A 20399-nucleotide genomic window follows, 5' to 3' on the forward strand; every position below is an offset into this window, starting at 1 on the left:
CACTGGTTGCGATGAAAAAACATGCGGGGCTCTTTTTTTATACCCCCTGAACACACCCGGTCAGCGACCGATAAAAACTATAACAAGCAATAATTTACAAGACAGACGAGGTTGAACTTGACGAAATCACTCACATTGTCCGATGTACTCGGATTAGGGTTTATGACCTTCGCCTTCTATCTGGGCGCCGGTAACATCATTTTCCCGCCGTTGGCCGGTTACATGGCTGGTGAGCACCTCTCCCTGGCGATGTTTGGCTTCCTGGTCACCGCCGTGGGCCTGCCTCTGGTAACCATTCTGGCCGTGGCGAAAGCCGGTAACGGTTGGGCTGGCATGACCAAGCTGCTGCCTGCCGGTGTCGCGACTGCGCTGGCCGTTGCCATCTATATCATCATAGGCCCGGCCTTTGCCGCGCCCCGTACCGGTCTGGTTGCCTACGAGATGGGCCTCAAGCCGTTCATCGGTGATATGGGGCAGGCGGGTCTGGCGGCCTATACCGTGATCTTCTTTGGTGTGGCCATTCTGGTTTCCATGAACCAGGGCAAGCTGATGGACGCCATCGGCAAATACCTGACTCCGGTACTGATGCTGCTGCTGCTGACTCTGGCTATCGGGGTATTTGTAGCGCCGCAAGGCTCCATGCCTGATGCGTCCGGTGACTATCAGAACAGCCCATTCGTCAAAGGGATCCTGGAAGGCTACAACACCATGGACACCCTGGCTTCCCTGATGTTTGGCGCCCTGATCGTCGATCTGCTGCGCCAGAAAGGCATCAACGATTACAAGAGCCAGTTCAAGTATCTGGCCATTGCCGGCCTCATCTCTGCCGTTGGTCTGAGTGTGGTGTACGTCTCCCTGTTCCAGCTGGGCAACACTGCGGCCGGTGTGGCGACCGATGTCAGCAATGGTGGCGCCATCGTCAACGCCTACGTACTGAGCCTGTTTGGTCAGCCGGGTCAGTTCATTCTGGCGGCCATCATCACTCTGGCGTGCTTTACCACTGCAGTCGGTCTGATCTCCGCCTGTTCCGATTTCTTCCACAATCTGACCGGTATGGCTTACAAGAAGCTGGTGGTGTTGCTGGGCGTTATCTGTGCCGTGGTGGCCAACGTAGGCCTGAGCCAGCTGATCAGCCTCTCCATTCCGGTGCTGGTTGCCATCTATCCGGTTGCCGTGGCGCTGGTGCTGGTCACCTTCCTGAAGGGTTACTTCGGCCGTCCCCGTCTGGTGTTCCGTGGGGTGTTGATGGTTGCCTTCCTGTTTGGTTGCCTGGATGGTCTGGGTGCTGCCGGCATGAAGATGGATGCGTTTGCCTTCCTGCCGCTGTTCGACAAGGGCCTCGCCTGGCTGATGCCGACCCTGCTGGCCTGCGTAGTTGGCGTGATGGTGCGTCCGACCGAGATGGCTGCCGAAGCTGCCTGATCACGCCCGATGTGATATTGCCAAGAGCCTGCCCAGTGCAGGCTCTTTTGCTTTCCGTCACTCTGCATTGTGTTTTGCCGGGTTGTGATGGTCACTGCCGGTGACGCTTGCCTGTTCCGCGCTTTTGCTGCCTGTTCTCGCCTCTTTGCATCATTTTGAGAGGGGCAAATTTGTTGGTGATTAATTCTGCTTGTTCAAATTGTTTCAATATATTAATTTGAGATTGAGATTTGATTCCTTTTCTTTATGCTGAATGCGCAATTCTTGTCCGGTATCCGTACGAGAGAGAAGCAAGAGACATTGTTACCGGTTATCTGCCAGGCAGTGGGTGCAATCAATAACAAGCTGATAAGGCAGATGAGGTTGGGTTTGACGAAATCATTGAAGTTGTCCGACGTATTCGGACTGGGGTTTATGACGTTTGCCTTCTATCTGGGGGCTGGCAATATCATTTTTCCGCCGCTGGCCGGTTTTATGGCCGGTGAGCATCTGCTGGCCGCCATGTGCGGCTTTTTGCTAACGGCAGTGGGCTTGCCGCTGATCACCCTGATTGCGGTGGCCAAGGGGAGTTCGGGGGGCGGCGCGAGTGGCTGGACCGGAATGACCCGCTATCTGCCCGCCGGGGCAGCGACGGCGCTGGCCATCGCCATCTATATCATCATGGGGCCCGCCTTTGCCATTCCCCGCACCGGTCTGGTCGCCTACGAGATGGGGCTCAAGCCCTGGCTTGGCGATACCGGTCATGAGGGGCTGCTGATCTACACCCTGAGTTTCTTTGCGCTGGTGATCATGGTGGCGCTCGATCGGGGCAAACTGCTCGATGCGGTTGGCAAGTACCTGACTCCCGCCCTGATGGCGATGCTGCTCATTCTGGCGGTCGGGGTCTTTATCGCGCCGCAAGGTACCATGCCCGATGCCAGCGGTGACTACATCAGCGCTCCGCTCACCAAGGGGATGCTGGAGGGGTATAACACCATGGATACCCTGGCATCCCTGATGTTTGGCGCCCTGATCATCGGGTTGCTGCGCCAGAAGGGGATCGAGGATTATCGCAGCCAGTTCAAATACCTCACCATTGCGGGCCTGATCTCGGCGGTCGGGTTGTCGGCGGTCTATCTCTCCCTTTTCCAGCTTGGCAACAGTGCCGGTGGGGTGGCGAGCGACATCAGCAACGGCGGTGCCATCGTCAATGCCTACGTCCTGAGCCTGTTTGGTCAGCCTGGGCAGCTTATTTTGGCGGCCATCATCACTCTGGCCTGTTTTACCAGTGCAGTAGGCCTACTCTGTGCCGGAGCCGATTATTTCCAAGGTTTGACTGGCTGGGCTTACCACGAGTGGGTGATGCTGCTGGGGGCACTCTGCGCGCTGGTGGCCAATGTGGGGCTGAGTGAGCTTATCAGTCTCTCCATCCCGGTGCTGGTAGCCATCTACCCGGTTGCCATTGCATTGGTGCTGGTGACCTTCCTCAAAGGGTGGTTTGCCCAGCCACGGCTGGCGTTTCGTGGCGTGCTGCTGGTCGCCTTCCTGTTTGGCTGTCTGGACGGACTGGGCGCTGCTGGTATGGCTATGGACGGCTTTGCCTTCCTGCCGCTGTTCGACAAGGGACTTGCCTGGCTGCTGCCAACTCTGCTGGCCTGCATCGTTGGCATCTTGATGCGACCGAACGGAAAGCTGGCTGCCGAAGCGGCTTGATTCAGGATCAACGAGATAGCAAAGAGGCCAGCATCTGCTGGCCTCTTCTGTTTCTGCCGGATCCGTTACCGGATCAGATTTGCGGGCCTGCCGGCTTGGGTTTGCCATCCAGACCATACCAGTGGGTTTCTACCCGTCCGGCATGCCACTCGAAGGTGCCCCAGGGCTGTTTGGTTTCCCAGCGCGGGAAGTTGATGAGAACCCGGTTATCTTCGTACTTGTAGAGGGAGGTGCTGATCTGAATGTCCGACAGGATCAACAGTAGTGCCCAGCAGATGAAAATCCATTTCAATGCTTTCCACATAGGATTACTCGAAGCAAATTTCGATAGTGGCGCGACCGAAATCGGATTCGAACGGCATCATTATCTTGGTGCCATCGGCCCTGTGGGTGATGGTGTGGTTGGGGCCGGAGACGATGATGGGGGTCGCCATGTCAAACTCGTAGCCCTTCTCGCCCAGCATCCGCTTGGCACCGCCGGTCACCATGTTGGTGATTTCACCGACCATGTCGGTCACCTCTTCATTGATGGAGGCGGGAGCTTCCCCCAGCATGCGACGCATGATCTCCAGCGCCAGCCCCTTCTCGAAGCTGATGGAGAGGGAGCCGCGGGTCTGCGGGCCGACCATGCCGATCAGACCGGAGACGTCGCCGCGCGCCAGCTCATCCATCTTGCGTTTCGGTTTGCCCGGTTTTAGTTCCAGCTGTGCCATGGTCGAGAGCACATTGAGCAGAGATAGCAGGAACGGATTTACAAAATCAGCCTTCATGATGACTTCCTACAGTGGGCGTACAGCGAGCACATTGGCCATGTGCCTCTATTGTCTTATTGGTAATCGTAAAGCCATGCAAGTGGGCCTGCTCGGAAAACGCGCTATCTATTGCACTATCGTGAAGTTCGACCACATCCCCGCACTCGTCGCAGATCAGCAGCTGCATCGGGTGAGCGTGATCGAAGTGGCAGCAGAAGATAAACGCGTTGAGCGATTCCACTTTGTGAGCAAAGCCCTGTTCGAGCAAAAAATCGAGTGCCCGATAGACGGTTGGCGGCTTGGCATTGGCTTCGGTTTGTTGCAGCTGGGCCAACAAATCATAGGCGCTGATGGCGTTGCCGTGTGCCGCCAGCAGGCGAAATACCTGACGTCGGGTCGGGGTGAAGCGGATCCCTCGCTGTATACAGAGTCGCTCGGCTCGTTGTAAAAGTTGGTCTTGATTCATGATCGCGCAGATACCCTTTCTATTAGCCGGATACTATCACAGGGCCTCGCATGGCGCGGCGACAAAATTCATTTTCTGGGGCTGCTTCACGTTGTGATAAAATCCGCCCCTTTCTTTAGCTAACCCGGATGATTTTTATGCAGGCGCAGCGTTTTTCCATCGCCCCCATGCTGGACTGGACTGATCGGCATTGCCGTTACTTTCATCGACTGATGAGTCGCCAGACCTTGCTCTATACCGAAATGGTGACCACCGGTGCCATCATCCACGGCAAGGGGGATTATCTGGGTTACAGCGAGCAGGAGCATCCCATCTCCCTGCAGCTGGGGGGCAGCAATCCGGCCGATCTGGCGCGCTGTGCCAAGCTGGCCGAGGAGCGCGGCTATGACGAGGTGAACATCAACGTCGGCTGCCCCTCCGATCGGGTGCAAAACGGTCGCTTTGGCGCCTGCCTGATGGGCGAACCAGCGCTGGTGGCGGACTGCGTCAAGGCAATGCGCGATGTGGTCGATATTCCGGTGACGGTGAAGACCCGTATCGGCATCGACGATCAGGACTCCTACGAATTTCTGCAGACCTTTATCGAACAGGTGCGCGATGCCGGTTGCGATACCTTTATCGTCCATGCCCGCAAGGCGTGGCTGAGCGGCCTGAGCCCCAAGGAGAACCGCGAGATCCCGCCCCTCGATTATCCCCGCGTCTATCGGGTCAAGCAGGATTACCCGGAGCTGACCATTGCCCTCAACGGCGGCGTCACCTCCATGGAGCAGGCTCTCGAGCACCTGCAACACGTCGATGGCGTCATGATGGGGCGTGAAGCATATCAGAACCCCTACATTCTGGCGCAGGTGGACAATCTGGTGTTCGGCCAGAACAACGCCGTGCCGAGCCGCCACGAGGTGGTGCGGATGATGCTGCCCTATATCGAGCAGGAGCTGGCCAAGGGCAACTACCTCTCCCATATGACCCGCCACATGCTGGGGCTGTTCCAGAACATGCAGGGGGCTCGCGCCTGGCGCCGTCACCTGAGCGAGAACGCCTGCAAACCGGGCGCCGGTATTCAGGTGGTGCTGGATGCCATGGCCAAGGTGCCGGAGTTTGCCAGCAGCGAGACGGCCGAATAAGCCGCTTTGTCAGGGCAAGAACCACAAAAAGCGCGTCAATCGACGCGCTTTTGGTTTTTCTGGTCAGGGTCACCCTGATGTGTTGTCAGAAGCCGTACTGTAGTCGTGTATCTCTCCGGGGCGCGGAGTAAAACGTGGATCGCCATCTTTGTATTCACGAACAAGCTGCATGGTCTTGCAGAAGCTGGCCTGCTTGTCGTACTCCTGCCGGGCAAGATCGATGGCCCGCTCGGCCCGGCGCCGCTCCATCTTGTCAGACTTGCGATCGCTGAACTGTTGCTGCTGATGCAGCATCCAGCCGACAAACTCTTGCTGGCATTGGGATTCGCGATTGGCCTGCGCAGGTAGGGTCCACAACAACGAGAGCAGTATCAGGTAGCGCATGACTGAGTGGGGATTGAAGATTAATTGAACAGAAGGGGCGGCATTTTAGGCTGGAAATCGGGGTGTGAACAGTATCAATAGCGAGGCCCTGCGGGGCCTCGCATCGTTGTGGCCGAGGTCAGTGCCTGACGAGGTAGAGTTGGCGGCTGTAGGCCACATCTTCCGGGTTGTTGATGGGGTAGCCCTTGAGCCATGGCTTGATGAGTCGGGCATTGGTGTACTGGTAGATGGGGGCGATGGGGGCCTGATCCAGCAGGATCGCTTCCGCCTCGCCAAACAGCTTGCTGCGGCTGGCGGCATCCTGAGTGCTGGCCGCCTCTGCCAGTAGCTGGTCATAACGGGCATTGGCAAAGCCAGCCATATTGCCACTGTGACGGGAGCCCCACAGGCCGAGGAACGCTGAAGGGTCGTTGTAATCGGCGACCCAGGATGAGCGGATCACCTCGAACTGACCGCTCTGGCGGCTGTCGAGATAGGTTTTCCACTCCTGATTGGTCAGCTCGACCTCGGCGCCCAGCTTCTGCTTCCACATGCTGGCGATGGCCAGCGCCATCTTCTTGTGAATTTCCGCGGTGTTGTAGAGCAGGGTCAGCTTGAGCGGCTTGTCCGGGCCGTAACCGGCCTCCTTGAGCAGGGTCTTGGCCTTGCTGTCCAGCGCCGGCTGGCTGCTGGTGGAGAGCAGGTTGGCGGCCGGGGTGAAGCTGGCGGTCACATCCGGAGTGAAGTGATAAGCCGGTTTCTCGCCGGTGCCGAGCACCTTGTCGGCGATCAGGGCGCGGTCGATGGTGTAGGAGAGCGCCTTGCGCACCCGCACATCGTTCAGTGGTGCCTGACGGGTATTGAAGGCGTAGTAGTAGGTGCCGAGCTGATCCGGGGTATAGACCTCATTCGGGATCTGCTGCTTCAGCTTGTCGTACTGCTCCTTGGGGAAGGATTCGGTGATATGCAGATCTCCCGCCAGGTAGCGGTTGGTGGCCGCGCTCTCCTGATTGATAGGCATGAAGATCACCTTGGTCAATACGGTATGTGCCCGATCCCAGTAATAAGGGTTGGGGGTCAGCTCCAGCTTCTCGTTGACCACCCGGTTGTTCAGCACAAAGGCACCGTTGCCCACCAGTTTGCCAGGTTGGGTCCACTGGTTGCCGTACAGCTCGATGCTGGCCTGATGGAGCGGCGACAGACTGGGGTGGCTCAGCAGGTTCAGGAAGTAGGGCACCGGCTGGGAGAGGGTCACCTGCAGGGTGTGGTCATCGAGGGCCTTGACCCCCAGCTCGCTGGCAGGCAATTTGCCAGCGACTATCTCGTCCACCTTGTCGAAACGGGCCAGTTGGGCGAACCAGGCGAAGGTGGTCGCCTCTTTCGGGTCGACCAGCTTGCGCCAGCCGTAGACGAAGTCGCCGGCCTTGACCGGATCGCCGTTGGACCAGCGCGCATCCGGGCGCAGATGGAAGGTAAAGAACTGGTTGCCCTTGTTCTCCCAGCTGGCCGCCACTCCGGCAACCGGTTTGCCATCCGGCCCCTGGGTCAGCAGCCCCTCGAACAGATCCCGTAGTACCTGCAACTCCGGCAGGCCGACCAGCTTGAGCGGGCTCAGGCTCGCAGGTTCATCCTTGAGGTGGCGAACGACAATCTGCTCGGCGGCGAGTTGTGTTCCGGCGGGAATATCGGCAGCCTGGACAGCAGCACAGCCCAGCAGGGCCAGCAAGGGGGTCCATCCTTTCATGGGTCGGATCCTTCAAATAGTGTGAAGCGGGGAGAAAACTCGGCGAGAAAATATCGCCGACAGATGGGAAATCATGATATCCCGTTTGCTGGTCTGACCGCCAGCATTCGACTCTCACTCCCAATCGGGGTAGCAGAGCGTTCCCGGCGTCTGTGCAGTTCAATGTGGTGAGGAGTGTCATACGATGAAAGCATGGTTAGTGCTGGCCTGTGTGTTGAGCCAGGGTGCCTGGGCGTTGGCCCCGTGCCAGAGCGACACGGCAGTGGGCAACTGGTGCGAGATCGGCATCGATGCCTTGCACCCGACTCAGGGGGGCGTCGGCCAGATCCAGGTTGATGAGACCCAGGCCACATTGGCGGGCATGAGTGCAAAGCAGCTCGACAAGTTGATGAAAAAGAAAGAGATCCCTGTAGTGATTGCACCGGATGGCAGCTACTGGCTGGTGGACAGACACCATCTCACCAAGGCGTTGTGGCAGCAGGGCGTCAAGGATGCGCGGGTCAAGGTGATTGGCCGTCTGCAGGACAAAGCCAACTTCTGGAGCCAGATGCAGAACAACCACTGGGCCTGGCTCAAGGATGAGAAGGGGCAGCCGCTGACCCCGGAGCAGTTGCCGACCAGTATCGACAAGCTGCCTGATTACCCCTATCGCACCCTGGCCGGACTGCTGCAGGATGCGGGCTACTTTCGCAAGGACAAACAGGTCTATTTCGTCGAGTTTGCCTGGGCCAGCTGGCTCGGCAAGCAGATGCAGTGGATGCCTGTCGATAACTCCAATCTGACCGCCCGCCTGCAACAGGCCAAACGGCTCGCCTGCGGCAGCGATGCCAGTGACTTGCCCGGTTATCCCGGCAAGCAGTGCAGCCTCAACCAGTCCAAAAGCGCGCAGTGAGTGGATGTGCGATGACGGCATCCAGAGCATGCCGGAGATAAAAGAGGGCGACCCCAGGGTCGCCCTTATGCTGTCAGCTACTGGTTAGCGGTGGTCACTCATGGCGCACCGCCCAGTGGGCAGCCGCCTGTTCAAGCAGGGCGACGTCACCTTGCTGGATCAGCGCTAGCAGATCGTTGACCTGTTGATCCCGCCAATCCCACCAAGCGAGGGCCTGTAGCCGGGCAATTTCCTCCTCGCCAAAGCGCATTCGCACCACCCTGGCCGGGGTGCCCGCCACCATGGCATAGGGTGGTACATCCTGATTGACCAGCGAACGGGCGGCGATGATGGCGCCGTCGCCGATGGTGACGCCGGGCATGATCATCGCCTCCATGCCGATCCAGACATCGTTGCCGATGCGGGTATCGCCAGCGGGGCGGTAGCTGCGCTTGAGCGCCGCCAGATCGGCGAACGGATAGGTGCTGATGAAGGCCGTGTTGTGGGTGTGGTTGCCGCCCATGATGATCTTTACCCCAGCGGCAATTTGCACATAGTCGCCGATATGGAGCCGGTCGATATGCCAGAGCGGCTCCCAGCCGGTTTCCGGGCTGCGGCTGAAGGGATCGCCATGGAGGTAGCGCACCGCCACCTCTTCGAAGGGGCCATCCCAGGCACCCGAGTAGTAGCTGTGCTGCCCTTTGAGGCAGATATTGGGGTTGGTCACCGTCAGGTGCAGGTATTCGACCTGCGACCAGTGTTGGCAGGTGTTCATGCTGGTACTCCTTTGCTGAATGGATCGGATGGGTTGCGTTCGCTTGAGCGCAGCTAATAGATCCAGACCAGCATGCGGGGCACGCAGAGCAGGGAGCAGCCCAGCATCTGCGGGAGGCGAGGTCGCATTGTGGTGTGCTCCAAAGAAGAGGGAAGGGCGCGATCATAAGGTCGGGCGCCGGGTTTGCCAAGGTTGCGCAGAGATCCTGCACTAACCCTCTGGTTGATATTTATTCTCAATTAGCCATGATAACACTCCCACCATGACGGACTCGGGAGAGCGAAATGACACCGCAAAGTTGGCAACGATACATGCTGGAGGCGGAGCGTGCCTGGCAGGCCGGTTCGCTGGGGGCGGCGATCTGCTTTTATCAGCAGGCGCTGGGGGATGTTTACGAGATGACCCAGGTCGAGTTGACCGAACTGGCCACTATGCGAGTCGCCACCTGTCACCGGCTGGCTGACTTCTGGCGGTCGATGGATGAGCCGACTTACGAGCTGCGCTACCTGAAGCTTGCCTCCGAGCTGGTGACTGCGCTGGTGCCGCAGTGCCCCAATCGGGAGTGTGAGGCGCTGATCAGCGAGCTGGGTTGCTGTCGCGGCGCCCTGCTCGCCTTTCTCAAGCGCCACCCCAATCCGGAAATTGCCCGGCTGATCCAGCTGCAGGACAAGGTACAGGGCTGCGAGCTGATCGGCCGTTTTCGCCTCAACTGAACGGATGTGGGCGAGGCTCAGCCCCGCCGTTTGAGTTTCTGGGCGATGCGCTGTTGCGCCTCTTCCCCCTGCAGTGCCTGAGCGAAGGCGCGCGCCTCCAGATCGATGACAAAGTGCACCGCCTGTTTAAGCTCCTGTTTCAGCAGCGCCTTGCTCTTTTGCAGCGCTCTGGGCGGTTTGGCCGCCAGCTTCAGTCCCTGCTCGCGGGCAAAGGAGAGCAATCCATCGGCCGCTACCACCTTGTTGGCCAGCCCCAATCGCAGCGCCTCTTCGGCATCCATCGCCTCGGCCAGCAGCAACAGCTCGGCCGCCTTGAGGTGCCCCACCAGACGTGGCAGCAGCAGGCTGGAGGCGAACTCCGGCACCAGCCCCAGCTCGACGAAAGGAAGCTGCAAGCGGGCGTTATCCGCCAGATAGACCAGATCGCAATGCAGCAGAATGGTGGTGCCAATCCCCACCGCCGGGCCTGCAACGGCGGCGATCACGGGTTTGGGGAAGTCGGCCAGGGTGTGGAGGAGCTGCAGTATGGGATCGTCGGGCTCCAGCGAGCTCTTGCCCATAAAGTCGGCCAGATCATTGCCCGCGGTAAAGCAATCTTGCTGCCCCTGCAACAGCAGGACATGCACCTCCTCATCGGCTGCCGCCTCTCGCAGCGCTGCCACCAGTTGCTTATAGAGCTCGGTGTTGAGGGCGTTGCGCTTGTCGGGGCGGTTGAGGGTCAGGGTGAGCAAGCCATCCTGCTGCTCGGCAATGAGAATGGGGGCCATGTCTAAATCCTTGTTATTGAAAGGTGCAAAAAAGGTTGCTGCTGGGGTAACCTTGGCGCCGTTTAACAACATCATAAAAGGATTTCAACCATGTTTAAACGTGCGTTTTATTCTCTGCTGGTTCTGGGTATGACGGCGCCTGCACTGGCTAAGGTCGAGGCTGTCGACGGCTATGTGCGCCTGTTGCCACCGGGCTCCCCCAACACTGCCGCCTTTATGGTGCTGAAGAATGACGCCGACCAGCCGGTCAAGCTGGTGGCTGCGGCTTCTGCTGCTGCCGGGCGTGCCGAGCTGCACACTCACCTGCACGAAAATGGTGTGATGAAGATGCGTCAGGTCGAGAACATCGAGATCCCGGCCAGGGGCGAAGCGGTGCTGAAACCGGGCAGCCTGCACATCATGCTGTTCGAGGTGGGCACGCTCTCCGAGCAGACCCCTTTCCCGCTCACCCTCACCATGGACGATGGTCAGAAGCTGGATCTGTCACTGCCGGTGAAGCCGATTGAGCCGATGGCCGAGATGAAGCATATGAAGCACTGACATTTGTCGTCGTTTGTTCAGGATTGACGCTGGGTATTTTGGCTGCACCGAGTAAAATAGTGCTCTTTTCCATGTATGCAAGAGGAAGTGACGTAATGAAAAAGACGCTGATTGCCGGTTTTGTGCTGGCTCTGTGCAGCCAGAGTGCCATGGCCGCTGACGACTGGCGTTTTGCCGCCGGTGCCGACGTATGGGCCGCCAAGGGCAGTGGTCAGGCTTATGGCACCAGTGCTGATGGCAGCTATGACGACAGCTACAACTGGAACGGCTATCTGCAACTGGAACACGGCATCATCTTCCTGCCGAACGCCAAGTTTGAAGTCTCCGATTTCAGCACCTCCGGCGGTAACTTCAAAAACGATCTGACCGCCTACGATCTGAGCCTCTACTACCGTCTGTTCAACAACGATCTGTTCAAGATCGATCTGGGTATGACCGGCCGTCACTACGATGGCGAGCAGGTCTACTTCGGTCGCAAGGGTTATGACGAAGATACCCTGATGGCCTATGCCGGCAGCGAAGTGAAGATCCCGGGCACCGGCATCGCCTTCTTCGGCGATCTGCGCACTCACGATGCGGACAACTATGACTACCGTCTGGGTGGTTCCTACAAGTTCTCCTCCATGCCGATCAAGCTGCGTGCCGGCTGGCGTGAAGCCAAGGTCGACTTCGACAACGTTGACCAGCGTATCGATGGCTGGTTCATGGGCGGCGAATTCACTTTCTAATCTGACGTTGTCTGACAACGGGGGTGAAATTCTTCGCCAACATCTATCAGAGCGTTCTGTCGATGGCTGGTTCATGGGCGGCGAATTCACTTTCTAATCTGACCGTCGACTGACGACGAGGAGCGATAATGGGCCACATCATAGTGACAGGTGCCGGTTCCGGTCTCGGCCGGGCGCTGACTATCGGACTGGTTGAGCGGGGCCATCAGGTCTCCATGATGGGGCGCCGTTATCAGCGACTGCAGGAGCAGGAGCAACTGCTCGGCAGCGCGGTGATCGGCATCGCCGCCGATCTGGCGCACCATGAAGAGGTTGACGTCGCCTTCGCTGCTGCGGTGGAGTGGGGCGGCCTGCCCGATATGGTGATCCACTGCGCCGGGGTGGGCGAGTTTGGCCCGGTCGGTGTCTACACCGCCGAGCAGATCCGCCGGGTGGTGGAGAGCAATCTCATCTCCACCATTCTGGTGGCCCAGCAGACGGTGCGGCTTATCGGTGAGAAAGGCGGAGTGCTGGCCAATGTGCTCTCCTCCGCCGCTCAGGTGGGTAAGGCCAACGAGAGCCTCTACTGCGCCTCCAAATGGGGGATGCGCGGCTTTCTCGAATCCTTGCGCGCCGAGCTGAAAGGCTCGCCACTGCGGCTGGTCAATCTCTATCCGAGCGGGATCCGCAGCGAATTCTGGGCCAACTCGGATCACGTGGACCCGAGTGGCTTCATGACCCCGGAAGATGCGGCGGCCTATATGCTCGACGCGCTGGAAGCCAGAAGCAGTTGCCACGTGACCGATCTCTTTATCGGTCGTAATCCCTGAGGCGAAAACCGCCATCCGGTTGCCGTCGTCAGAACATACAGAAACAAAAAGCGCGCCAAACGGCGCGCTTTTCTATTCAGGTAAGAGGGCGGAATTAACGGCCCAGCTTGGCCTTGAGCATGGCGATGATGTCGCTGATGGCCACTTCCTGCTTCTCGCCGGTGCGGCGGCACTTGTACTCCACCACGCCGTTGTCCAGACCGCGATCGCCGATGACGATGGCGTGCGGGATGCCCAGCAGCTCCATGTCGGCGAACATCACGCCCGGGCGCTCTTTACGGTCGTCGAACAGCACGTCCACACCAGCGGCTTTCAGCTCGGCGTAGAACTGTTGCGCCTGCTCGGCCACGCGCTCGGACTTGTGCATGTTCATCGGCACGATGGCCACTTCGAACGGGGCGATGGCGTCCGGCCAGATGATGCCGTACTGGTCGTTGTTCTGCTCGATGGCTGCGGCCACCAGACGGGAAACCCCGATACCGTAGCAACCCATCTCCATGGTGACGGACTTGCCAGCTTCGTTCAGCACGCTCGCCTTCATCGCTTCGGAGTACTTGGTACCCAGCTGGAAGATGTGGCCCACTTCGATGCCGCGCTTGAGCAGCAGCTTGCCCTGGCCGCACGGGCTCGGGTCGCCTTCCACCACGTTGCGCAGGTCGGCAACTTCGTAGGTAGCGATGTCGCGATCCCAGTTGGCACCGGTCAGGTGGAAGCCGGTCTCGTTGGCGCCGCAGACGAAGTCCGCCAGATGGGCGGCGCTGCGATCGACGATGATGCGACCGGCAAAGCCGACCGGGCCAATGGAACCTGCATCGCAACCGGCGGCAGCTTTGATCTGCTCGTCGTTGGCGAAGGTCAGCGGGTTGGCAACGCCAGCCAGTTTCTCAGCCTTGATTTCGTTCAGCTCGTGGTCGCCACGCAGCACCAGCGCGATGACGGCCTGCTTGCCGTGCTCATCTTCCTCTGCCAGTACCAGCAGGGTCTTGGCGATGGCGGTCGGTGCCACGCTCAGGAAAGCGGCCACTTCGTCGATGGTGTGGACGTTCGGGGTGGCAACCTTGGTCAGGGCTGCGGTGGCGGCAGCGCGCTCACCAGCCGGTGCCAGCGCTTCGGCCATCTCGATGTTGGCGGCGTAATCGGAGCTGTCGGAGAAGGCGATCAAGTCTTCACCGCTCTCGGCCAGCACCTGGAATTCGTGGGAACCGGTACCACCGATGGAGCCGGTATCGGCCTGCACTGGACGGAAGTTCAGACCCATGCGGGTGAACGCCTTGCAGTAGGCTGCGTGCATCTTCTCGTAGGTATCGACCAGAGATTCCTTGTCGATGTGGAAGGAGTAGGCATCCTTCATCAGGAATTCGCGGCCACGCATCACGCCGAAACGGGGACGCACTTCGTCGCGGAACTTGGTCTGGATCTGGTAGAGGTTGAGCGGCAGCTGCTTGTAGCTGTTCACTTCGTAACGCACCAGCGCAGTGATCACCTCTTCGTGGGTCGGGCCCAGCACGAAGGGACGGTTGTGACGGTCGGTCAGACGGCACAGCTCGGGACCGTAGTCATCCCAGCGGCCGGACTCCTGCCACAGCTCGGCGGGTTGTACCACCGGCATGGAGACTTCGACGGCACCAGCATTGTTCATCTCTTCGCGAACAATGTTCTCGATTTTCTTCAGTACCCGCAGACCGGTTGGCAACCAGGCATACATGCCGGAGGCCAGTTTACGGATCATCCCGGCGCGCAGCATCAGCTGGTGGCTGACAACTTCAGCGTCGGAGGGGGTTTCCTTGAGAGTGGAAAGCAGATATTGGCTGGTACGCATCGCGGTAGACCTTAGCTAGAACGGGCGCGGGGCCCAGGATAATTTCAAGGGCGGAATTTTAACAGGCTGGGCGTTATGGCCCAAGGGCTAAATTTGCCGCAACCCGAAAGGTGGCAACGCCCGGCAGATGGTCAGGGCAATGACCATTGCAACAAGCAGGCTTTTTATGCCTGCAATTTGGCCGGATCTCCGCTAAACTCTGCCACCTTTTCTCGATGGGCATGGCTCTGCCGCGTTCATCACCCCCCATTTTTAGTACTTTTGGAGCCGCTCATGCCGTTAGTGGGACATCAACACCAGATCGAGATCCTGGAACTGACCGACAAAGGAGATGGCAAAGGACGCCTGTTCGATCGCCCCCTGTTTGTCGAAGGTCTGCTGCCCGGTGAGCAGGCGCTGGTGGAGCTGACCGAGGTCAAGCCGAACTATCTGCACGGCAAGGTTGCCGAGCTGCTCCAGCCCTCTGCCGATCGGGTTGCCGATTTCTGCCCCAACACCGAGTGCGGTGGCTGTCAGGTGCGCCCGCTGGCCTATCCGGCCCAGCTCAAGCTCAAGCAGGCACTGGTGCAGAGCGCACTGGAGCAGGCCGGGCTGGGTGACACCCCGGTCAAGGATATCCTTGGCATGGAAAGCCCGTTCGCCTATCGCAACAAGGCGCAATATGCGGTGCGTGGCTGTGACGCCGGTGCCGAGATCGGTTTTTATCGCAAGCACTCCCACGATCTCATCACCGCCGATGACTGTGCGGTGCAGGATCCGCTGCACGTGGAGCTGAACGCCCGGGTACGCAACTGGATGCGCGCGCATGACATCGCTGCCTATGACGAAGTGAACCACAGCGGCTGCGTGCGCAACCTGATGACCCGCAAGGGCTTCAAGAGCGGCGAGCTGATGGTGGTGCTGGTCACTTTGGGTGAGGAGCTACCGTTCGAAGCCGAACTGTTGGCAGCCCTGAGCGATCTGCCGGTCACAACCTTGGTGCAGAACATCAACGATGAGCGCACCAACCGCATTCTGGGCGCCACCAACCGGGTGCTGCTCGGCGAAGGGGTGATCCGCGACAAGATCCATGAGCTCGAGTTCGAGATCTCGCCGCTCTCCTTCTTCCAGAACAACCCGACCCAGACCGATGTGCTCTACTCCAGCGCCCTCGAGTATGCCGAGCTGACCGGCAACGAGACGGTGTTCGACATCTATTGCGGTATCGGTACCATCTCCCTGTTCCTGGCTGGCAAGGCCGCCAAGGTCGTCGGGATCGAGTCGGTGGAGAGCGCCATCAGCGATGCCCGCCGCAACGCTGCCCTCAACGGCATCGAGCACACCGAATTCCACGTTGGCAAGGCGGAGCAGCTGATGCCCGAGCTGCACGCCCAGGGCGTGACCGCTGATGTGGTGGTGATGGATCCGCCCCGCAAAGGCTGTGACAAGGCGGTGCTGCAGACCCTGGTCGCCATGGCGCCCCGCCGTCTGGTCTATGTCTCCTGCAATCCGCAGACTTTGGCCCGCGACCTTGCCTGGCTGGTCAAGCAGGGCTTCGTGCTGGACGAAGTGCAACCGGTCGATATGTTCCCGCACTCCATGCACGTGGAAGCGGTTGCCCGCTTGAGCTTGCCCGCCAAGGCATAAGTCGCCCCCGACTCTTGCCCACAAAAAAACGACGCCAGCTGGCGTCGTTTTTTTCTATCTGATGCTCGCAGGTTGATGTGCTCAACCCTGCTTGCGCACCTCGGTGGCAATCTGGTCGAGCAGCTGTTGCCAGCCCTGACCCAGCTCGTTCACCAGCGCGTTGTAGCCATCTGCTGGCAGCACTCGCTCCTGACGGAAGGGGGCATCGCGCAGCACGGTGCCATCCTCCGCCAGCAGGCGCCAGCGCCCGCTCAGCACGGCGCTGCCGTCATGACGGCCCTGAAAGCGCTCCACCAGAATGGTCAGCACCGGCCCCTTGCGGGCGCCATCCTGCCGTACCACCCAGCCCGGCAGGCGGGTGGAGAGGCCATTGAGGGTGAGCTGGTTGAGCTGATCGTCCAGCGCACCGGCCCAGCGATGGTACTCGGTGAAGTGCAGCTCTTGCCCTTCCAGCTGATAGACCAGACTGATCCGGTCGAGCTGGCTGGCCAGCGCCACCGGGCGCAGCACCAGCTGGTGCTGCGGTTTGGCCGGGGCCGTTACGGGTTGCTGGCTGTCGGCATCGAGCGAATAGTAGTGCAGGCTTGGCTGGCTGCTGCAACCCGCCAGCAGGCCCAGCAGGGCCAGCGTCAGGATCTCTTTTTTCATTGTTTGCCTCGCTTGGGCTCAGGGTCCGATGGATGCGCGCGATCGAAGATCAGCGAGCTGGGCTGCTCGTTGAGGGAGTGCACCAGCGGCTGCAGTTCGCGCATCAACTGATTGAGGGTCTGCACCGACTGACGCAGGTCCTGATTGGTCTGCGACTGGGCATCATAGGCCTGCAAGGTCTCCTGCAACTGCTTGAGGCTCTCGTTGAGCGAGGCGGGCAGCTGCTGGGTAGAATCCTTGGCGGTGAGCTTGTTCAGGTTGGCGCTGACTGCACTGATGTTCTTCAGGGTGCCATCCAGGGTGGTGAGTGACCCGTTAACCTTGGTCAGGGTGGTCGCCATGTCCATGTCGACAAACTTGTCTAGGATGAGGTTCACCTTGCGCTCGATCTGATCCAGCCCGCCCTGCACGGTGGGGAAGACCTGATAACCGGCCAGCTTGGCCTGCTCGAAACGTGGCGCGTCCGGATAGAAGTTGAGATCGATGATCTTGCCGCCAGTCAGCAGGCTCGAGGTCTTGAGGCTGGCACGCAACCCCTCCTTGAACTGCTTGCCGAACAGGGCGCGCCATTGATCTTTCTCCGCCTTGGCATAGCGGTGGGAGAGGCGCTGCACCTCGATGCGAGCCAGCACCGGGATCTGGCGGCTCTTGAAGATTTGCACGCCCTTGTCCTCGATGAGGTAGGGGGCGGAGATGACGGTACCGACCCGAATGCCGCGATACTGCACCGCCGCGCCCGGGTGCAGGCCACCCACGTTGTCATCGAACAGGAAGACGTAGTCGATGAACTGATCCAGACTACCGGCCAGCACGCTCGCCTCATCCTGGAACAGGGTGAACCCTTCCATCTGTTTGACCGGTTCGCCAGGCGCCCAGCCGGGTGGCAGACCCATGGTGATGCCGCCATCGATCAGGCTCTCCAGCGAATCCATCTTCACCTTCATCCCCTCGCTGCTCATGGAGACCTCGAAGCCCGGGGTCATCCAGAAGCGGGAGTTGCTGCTCACCAGAATGTCATAAGGAGCGTGGATGAAGATTTGATACTGCATCTCGCTCTTTTCCGGCAGGAACTTCGCCTCTTCCACCTGACCTATGGTGAAGCCCTGATAGTTGATGGGGGAGCCTTCTCCCAGCGCGCGGGTGTCGCGACTGCTGAGGGTGAGACGCAGCCCCTTGGCATCGAGGGAGGCGAGCGGCGGTTTGTCGAGCATGGCGTACTCGTCCCGCGCCCGACCTTTCTTGCCGGGGGCGAGCTCGATATAGGCGCCGGAGAGCAGGGTGCTCAGACCCGATACCCCTTCACGGCCCACTCTGGGCTTGACCACCCAGAACTGGCTGTCACCGCGCAACATGCCGGAGGCGGCATTGGTCAGCCGTCCTTTCAGCACGGCATGGCTGTAGTCATCGCTCAGCTCGACGGCCTCGATACGGCCGACGTCCACTTCGCGGGAGCGGATCACCGTCTTGCCAGCGACTATGCCCTCGGCAGTGGCGACTGTCAGGGTGAAACTCGGGCCCTGGGAGTACCAGTGCTGGAACAGCATCCAGAGACCGATGAACAGCGCCAGCAGGGGCACCATCCAGATTGCGGCGGCAGAGCTCAGAAAGTCAGAGCCCGGTTTCCACCTTTTTTTACGCTCACTCACGTTCGCGTTCTCCTTGTTGTAAATCCCAGATCAGGCGGGAGTCGAAACTCATGGCGGCGACCATGGTGATCAGCACCACACCTGCAAATGCGACGGCCGCAGGGCCGGGATAGATGGTCATCAGATTGTCGAGCCGGATCAGGCCCGCCAGAATGGCCACTACGAAGACGTCGATCATCGACCAGCGTCCGACAAATTCGGTCATGCGATAGAGTTTGAGCTTGCCGAGGGGGGAAGTGACATTGCCGCGCTGCACCATATAGCAAAGCCAGAATAGCGCCAGTATTTTCACCAGCGGCACCACCACGCTGGCGAAAAAGATCACCGCCGCTATGGGGTAGGAGCCCATGGCCCAGAGCAGCACCACACCGCCGAGGATGGTGGAGGGGCTGTCATCACCGAGAAACACCGTATCCATGATGGGATAGACGTTGGCCGGAATGTAGAGAATGGCGGAGGTAAACAGCAGCGCCCAGGTGCGGTTCAGGCCGCCCGGCTTGCGCGCATGCAGCTTGCCGCCGCAGCGGGAGCAGCTGTGGCTGCCCACCTCGCTCAGAGCGCCACAGATATGGCAGCCCACCAGACTTGATTCCAGCGCGCCCGCTTCCGGGTCGATATCCCGCTCCTCGGTAGGGCCGAACAGCCGCTGCCACAGCCACATCTGATCCAGTGAGGAGATCATCTTGATGAGCAGTACTGTGTAACCGACGAAAGCCCAGAATGACAGCCCCATCTTGATGTCGGCCATCCCCATCAGCTTGACCAGCGAGATGAGCACCCCCACCAGAAAGACATCCACCATCAGCCAGGGTTTGATCCGGCAGAGCAGACGGCCGAGGGAGCGCAGGGCATTGCTGTGCAGATCTTTATCGATCCGCCACAGCACCAGCATGATGGAGCCCATATAAACCAGCGGCAGGCCGATCAGGGTCAGGCTCAGTACCGCGCCGAGAAACAGATAGCCCTCATCCACCAGGGTGGTGATGCTCTGCAAAAAGGTCATCTCCTGGCCCACCCCTTTGGCCGAGAAGGACATAAAGGTAAAGGCATTGGCGAGCACGAACATGATGAGTGCCGCGAACCCGTAGGAGATCGGCCGCAACTCCTGCTGCGGCAGGTGGCGACTCAGGGTGTGTCCGCAACGGGGGCAGCAGCTGGCCTGTCCCACCTCGAGCGGTGTGGCCGGTATCAGCAGATCACACTCTTCGCAGGCAGTGGCATCATGGACATAGGTGGTATGGTGTTGGTGTGAAACCGGATGCAAGATAAAACCCCAGATAAGGCCCGTGGTAGAGCCAGAGCTGGCGATTATCGCAGTTGTGCTGGTCAGCGACCAGCCCCCGGAGGCCGCTATTGCTGGCGGGAGTGAGAATGACTTTGACAAGCCAGTGCCCATTTAGCACAATCAAACGCCACTTTTTTTCCGCGGGACAATAATTTATGACAACTGAATCCCCCAGCTACTCCACGATTGAGCAAGCCTTCTCCCTCGGGAACGGGCAAGATTCTGCCCTCAACTGGTTGCGCAAGAACCGCAGTCAGGTCGCTATCTTTCTGGTGAGCGGCATCAAGCTGGAAGGCACCATCAGCGGGTTTGACCAGTACAGCGTGCTGCTGACCGATGCACACGGCAACCAGCAGCTGGTCTACAAGGCCAAGATCTCCACCATCGCCATGCACACCGGCCGTCCGCAGGTGAACATCCAGCGTGCTCGCAAGCCGCGTGTCTCCATGGCGCCGCGCCCCCATGGTGCGCCGGGTCGTTATGACGACAATCAGGGCGGCGGCAACAACGAGTAATCGTCTGCCCCGCACTCCCCGTTGACGCGCCCTGCGTCAGCGGCTGACGGAACCTGCTCTCATTTTCATTCATGTCCCGTATGAGAGTCGGTTC

The 20399-nt window shown here is 59.7% G+C and carries 21 protein-coding genes; 10 read left to right on the forward strand and 11 right to left on the reverse strand.

The window, feature by feature from the left end:
• Positions 1-117 precede the first annotated feature (117 nt).
• The gene (gene brnQ, locus G5287_RS05205; RefSeq protein ID WP_005335813.1) at positions 118-1422 is read left to right on the forward strand and encodes a branched-chain amino acid transport system II carrier protein; all 1305 of its coding nucleotides are present in this window, start codon (positions 118-120) and stop codon (positions 1420-1422) included.
• Between the two features lie 414 nt (positions 1423-1836).
• Positions 1837-3114, forward strand: a complete 1278-nt coding sequence (brnQ, locus tag G5287_RS05210) for a branched-chain amino acid transport system II carrier protein (RefSeq protein WP_421230982.1) — start codon at positions 1837-1839, stop codon at positions 3112-3114.
• Between the two features lie 73 nt (positions 3115-3187).
• Here the strand turns inward: brnQ (G5287_RS05210) and G5287_RS05215 are convergent, their stop codons facing one another.
• Genes G5287_RS05215 through zur form a run of 3 tightly spaced genes read right to left on the reverse strand, consistent with a single transcriptional unit; the run spans position 3188 to position 4332 of the window.
• Positions 3188-3418 carry a hypothetical protein gene (locus G5287_RS05215; protein WP_160882368.1) on the reverse strand — a complete coding sequence of 77 codons (231 nt, stop codon included), beginning with the start codon at positions 3416-3418 and terminating at the stop codon, positions 3188-3190.
• Between the two features lie 4 nt (positions 3419-3422).
• The gene (locus tag G5287_RS05220) at positions 3423-3884 is read right to left on the reverse strand and encodes a chemotaxis protein CheX (RefSeq protein ID WP_005343179.1); all 462 of its coding nucleotides are present in this window, start codon (positions 3882-3884) and stop codon (positions 3423-3425) included.
• Complete coding sequence (gene zur / locus G5287_RS05225) at positions 3874-4332, reverse strand: zinc uptake transcriptional repressor Zur (protein WP_160882369.1); 459 nt, start codon at positions 4330-4332, stop codon at positions 3874-3876. The genes G5287_RS05220 and zur overlap by 11 nt, the downstream gene beginning before the upstream one ends.
• Positions 4333-4469: 137 nt before the next feature.
• On the opposite strand from zur, the gene dusA reads away from it, so the two are divergent.
• Complete coding sequence (gene dusA / locus G5287_RS05230) at positions 4470-5456, forward strand: tRNA dihydrouridine(20/20a) synthase DusA (RefSeq protein ID WP_088868451.1); 987 nt, start codon at positions 4470-4472, stop codon at positions 5454-5456.
• 69 nt (positions 5457-5525) lie between these two features.
• Here dusA and G5287_RS05235 read toward each other — a convergent pair whose 3' ends face one another.
• Positions 5526-5840, reverse strand: a complete 315-nt coding sequence (locus G5287_RS05235; RefSeq protein ID WP_421230976.1) for a hypothetical protein — start codon at positions 5838-5840, stop codon at positions 5526-5528.
• Between the two features lie 118 nt (positions 5841-5958).
• Positions 5959-7563 (reverse strand): peptide ABC transporter substrate-binding protein, encoded by a 1605-nt coding sequence (locus tag G5287_RS05240; RefSeq protein WP_421230977.1) that lies wholly within the window; start codon positions 7561-7563, stop codon positions 5959-5961.
• Between the two features lie 184 nt (positions 7564-7747).
• Here G5287_RS05240 and G5287_RS05245 point away from each other — a divergent pair, with 184 nt between their 5' ends.
• Positions 7748-8455 carry a ParB-like protein gene (locus G5287_RS05245; protein ID WP_421230978.1) on the forward strand — a complete coding sequence of 236 codons (708 nt, stop codon included), beginning with the start codon at positions 7748-7750 and terminating at the stop codon, positions 8453-8455.
• A 94-nt stretch (positions 8456-8549) separates the two neighbouring features.
• Here G5287_RS05245 and G5287_RS05250 read toward each other — a convergent pair whose 3' ends face one another.
• Positions 8550-9209, reverse strand: a complete 660-nt coding sequence (locus tag G5287_RS05250) for a CatB-related O-acetyltransferase (RefSeq protein ID WP_157161483.1) — start codon at positions 9207-9209, stop codon at positions 8550-8552.
• A gap of 284 nt (positions 9210-9493) precedes the next feature.
• Between G5287_RS05250 and G5287_RS05255 the strand changes: the two genes are divergently transcribed.
• Positions 9494-9922 (forward strand): DUF2753 family protein, encoded by a 429-nt coding sequence (locus tag G5287_RS05255; RefSeq protein WP_157161484.1) that lies wholly within the window; start codon positions 9494-9496, stop codon positions 9920-9922.
• A gap of 17 nt (positions 9923-9939) precedes the next feature.
• Here G5287_RS05255 and G5287_RS05260 read toward each other — a convergent pair whose 3' ends face one another.
• The gene (locus G5287_RS05260; RefSeq protein WP_421230979.1) at positions 9940-10689 is read right to left on the reverse strand and encodes an enoyl-CoA hydratase-related protein; all 750 of its coding nucleotides are present in this window, start codon (positions 10687-10689) and stop codon (positions 9940-9942) included.
• Positions 10690-10779: 90 nt separating this feature from the next.
• Between G5287_RS05260 and G5287_RS05265 the strand changes: the two genes are divergently transcribed.
• From G5287_RS05265 to G5287_RS05275, 3 genes are all read left to right on the forward strand, one after another.
• Positions 10780-11229: a copper chaperone PCu(A)C gene (locus G5287_RS05265; protein WP_043820460.1), complete on the forward strand. Its 450-nt coding sequence runs from the start codon at positions 10780-10782 to the stop codon at positions 11227-11229.
• A 95-nt stretch (positions 11230-11324) separates the two neighbouring features.
• Positions 11325-11957 carry a TIGR04219 family outer membrane beta-barrel protein gene (locus tag G5287_RS05270; protein ID WP_252655804.1) on the forward strand — a complete coding sequence of 211 codons (633 nt, stop codon included), beginning with the start codon at positions 11325-11327 and terminating at the stop codon, positions 11955-11957.
• Between the two features lie 128 nt (positions 11958-12085).
• On the forward strand, positions 12086-12766 hold the full coding sequence (locus tag G5287_RS05275) for an SDR family oxidoreductase (protein ID WP_201994735.1): 681 nt from the start codon (positions 12086-12088) through the stop codon (positions 12764-12766).
• A 94-nt stretch (positions 12767-12860) separates the two neighbouring features.
• On the opposite strand, the gene G5287_RS05280 is transcribed toward G5287_RS05275, so the two are convergent.
• Complete coding sequence (locus tag G5287_RS05280; protein ID WP_216952073.1) at positions 12861-14585, reverse strand: proline--tRNA ligase; 1725 nt, start codon at positions 14583-14585, stop codon at positions 12861-12863.
• Between the two features lie 273 nt (positions 14586-14858).
• Between G5287_RS05280 and rlmD the strand changes: the two genes are divergently transcribed.
• Positions 14859-16211: a 23S rRNA (uracil(1939)-C(5))-methyltransferase RlmD gene (gene rlmD / locus G5287_RS05285; protein WP_005335776.1), complete on the forward strand. Its 1353-nt coding sequence runs from the start codon at positions 14859-14861 to the stop codon at positions 16209-16211.
• An 81-nt stretch (positions 16212-16292) separates the two neighbouring features.
• Here rlmD and G5287_RS05290 read toward each other — a convergent pair whose 3' ends face one another.
• Genes G5287_RS05290 through G5287_RS05300 form a run of 3 tightly spaced genes read right to left on the reverse strand, consistent with a single transcriptional unit; the run spans position 16293 to position 19769 of the window.
• A complete protein-coding gene (locus tag G5287_RS05290; RefSeq protein ID WP_421230980.1) occupies positions 16293-16859 on the reverse strand; it encodes a PqiC family protein in 567 nt (188 codons plus the stop codon).
• Entirely contained in the window at positions 16856-18505 is a 1650-nt protein-coding gene (gene pqiB / locus G5287_RS05295; RefSeq protein ID WP_005335774.1) for an intermembrane transport protein PqiB, read from the reverse strand. Before pqiB ends, G5287_RS05290 begins: the two co-directional genes overlap by 4 nt.
• Positions 18498-19769, reverse strand: a complete 1272-nt coding sequence (locus tag G5287_RS05300; RefSeq protein ID WP_421230981.1) for a PqiA/YebS family transporter subunit — start codon at positions 19767-19769, stop codon at positions 18498-18500. Before G5287_RS05300 ends, pqiB begins: the two co-directional genes overlap by 8 nt.
• A gap of 176 nt (positions 19770-19945) precedes the next feature.
• Between G5287_RS05300 and hfq the strand changes: the two genes are divergently transcribed.
• On the forward strand, positions 19946-20305 hold the full coding sequence (gene hfq, locus G5287_RS05305; RefSeq protein WP_005335772.1) for an RNA chaperone Hfq: 360 nt from the start codon (positions 19946-19948) through the stop codon (positions 20303-20305).
• The last annotated feature ends 94 nt before the right edge of the window (positions 20306-20399 follow it).

It is taken from the genome of Aeromonas sp. 603079 (assembly GCF_049172135.1).
Taxonomy (GTDB): Bacteria; Pseudomonadota; Gammaproteobacteria; order Enterobacterales; family Aeromonadaceae; genus Aeromonas; species Aeromonas veronii.

What these genes read in the sequence shown, in the direction of transcription:
- dusA (WP_088868451.1), top strand. Translation starts at nt 4,470, where the DNA reads ATGCAGGCGCAGCGTTTTTCCATCGCCCCCATGCTGGACTGGACTGAT.
- G5287_RS05250 (WP_157161483.1), bottom strand. Translation starts at nt 9,209, where the DNA reads ATGAACACCTGCCAACACTGGTCGCAGGTCGAATACCTGCACCTGACG.
- G5287_RS05235 (WP_421230976.1), bottom strand. Translation starts at nt 5,840, where the DNA reads ATGCGCTACCTGATACTGCTCTCGTTGTTGTGGACCCTACCTGCGCAG.
- G5287_RS05255 (WP_157161484.1), top strand. Translation starts at nt 9,494, where the DNA reads ATGACACCGCAAAGTTGGCAACGATACATGCTGGAGGCGGAGCGTGCC.
- G5287_RS05290 (WP_421230980.1), bottom strand. Translation starts at nt 16,859, where the DNA reads ATGAAAAAAGAGATCCTGACGCTGGCCCTGCTGGGCCTGCTGGCGGGT.
- zur (WP_160882369.1), bottom strand. Translation starts at nt 4,332, where the DNA reads ATGAATCAAGACCAACTTTTACAACGAGCCGAGCGACTCTGTATACAG.
- hfq (WP_005335772.1), top strand. Translation starts at nt 19,946, where the DNA reads ATGACAACTGAATCCCCCAGCTACTCCACGATTGAGCAAGCCTTCTCC.
- G5287_RS05245 (WP_421230978.1), top strand. Translation starts at nt 7,748, where the DNA reads ATGAAAGCATGGTTAGTGCTGGCCTGTGTGTTGAGCCAGGGTGCCTGG.
- G5287_RS05275 (WP_201994735.1), top strand. Translation starts at nt 12,086, where the DNA reads ATGGGCCACATCATAGTGACAGGTGCCGGTTCCGGTCTCGGCCGGGCG.
- G5287_RS05260 (WP_421230979.1), bottom strand. Translation starts at nt 10,689, where the DNA reads ATGGCCCCCATTCTCATTGCCGAGCAGCAGGATGGCTTGCTCACCCTG.
- G5287_RS05215 (WP_160882368.1), bottom strand. Translation starts at nt 3,418, where the DNA reads ATGTGGAAAGCATTGAAATGGATTTTCATCTGCTGGGCACTACTGTTG.
- brnQ (WP_421230982.1), top strand. Translation starts at nt 1,837, where the DNA reads ATGACGTTTGCCTTCTATCTGGGGGCTGGCAATATCATTTTTCCGCCG.
- G5287_RS05220 (WP_005343179.1), bottom strand. Translation starts at nt 3,884, where the DNA reads ATGAAGGCTGATTTTGTAAATCCGTTCCTGCTATCTCTGCTCAATGTG.
- G5287_RS05270 (WP_252655804.1), top strand. Translation starts at nt 11,325, where the DNA reads ATGAAAAAGACGCTGATTGCCGGTTTTGTGCTGGCTCTGTGCAGCCAG.
- G5287_RS05280 (WP_216952073.1), bottom strand. Translation starts at nt 14,585, where the DNA reads ATGCGTACCAGCCAATATCTGCTTTCCACTCTCAAGGAAACCCCCTCC.
- rlmD (WP_005335776.1), top strand. Translation starts at nt 14,859, where the DNA reads ATGCCGTTAGTGGGACATCAACACCAGATCGAGATCCTGGAACTGACC.
- G5287_RS05240 (WP_421230977.1), bottom strand. Translation starts at nt 7,563, where the DNA reads ATGAAAGGATGGACCCCCTTGCTGGCCCTGCTGGGCTGTGCTGCTGTC.
- G5287_RS05265 (WP_043820460.1), top strand. Translation starts at nt 10,780, where the DNA reads ATGTTTAAACGTGCGTTTTATTCTCTGCTGGTTCTGGGTATGACGGCG.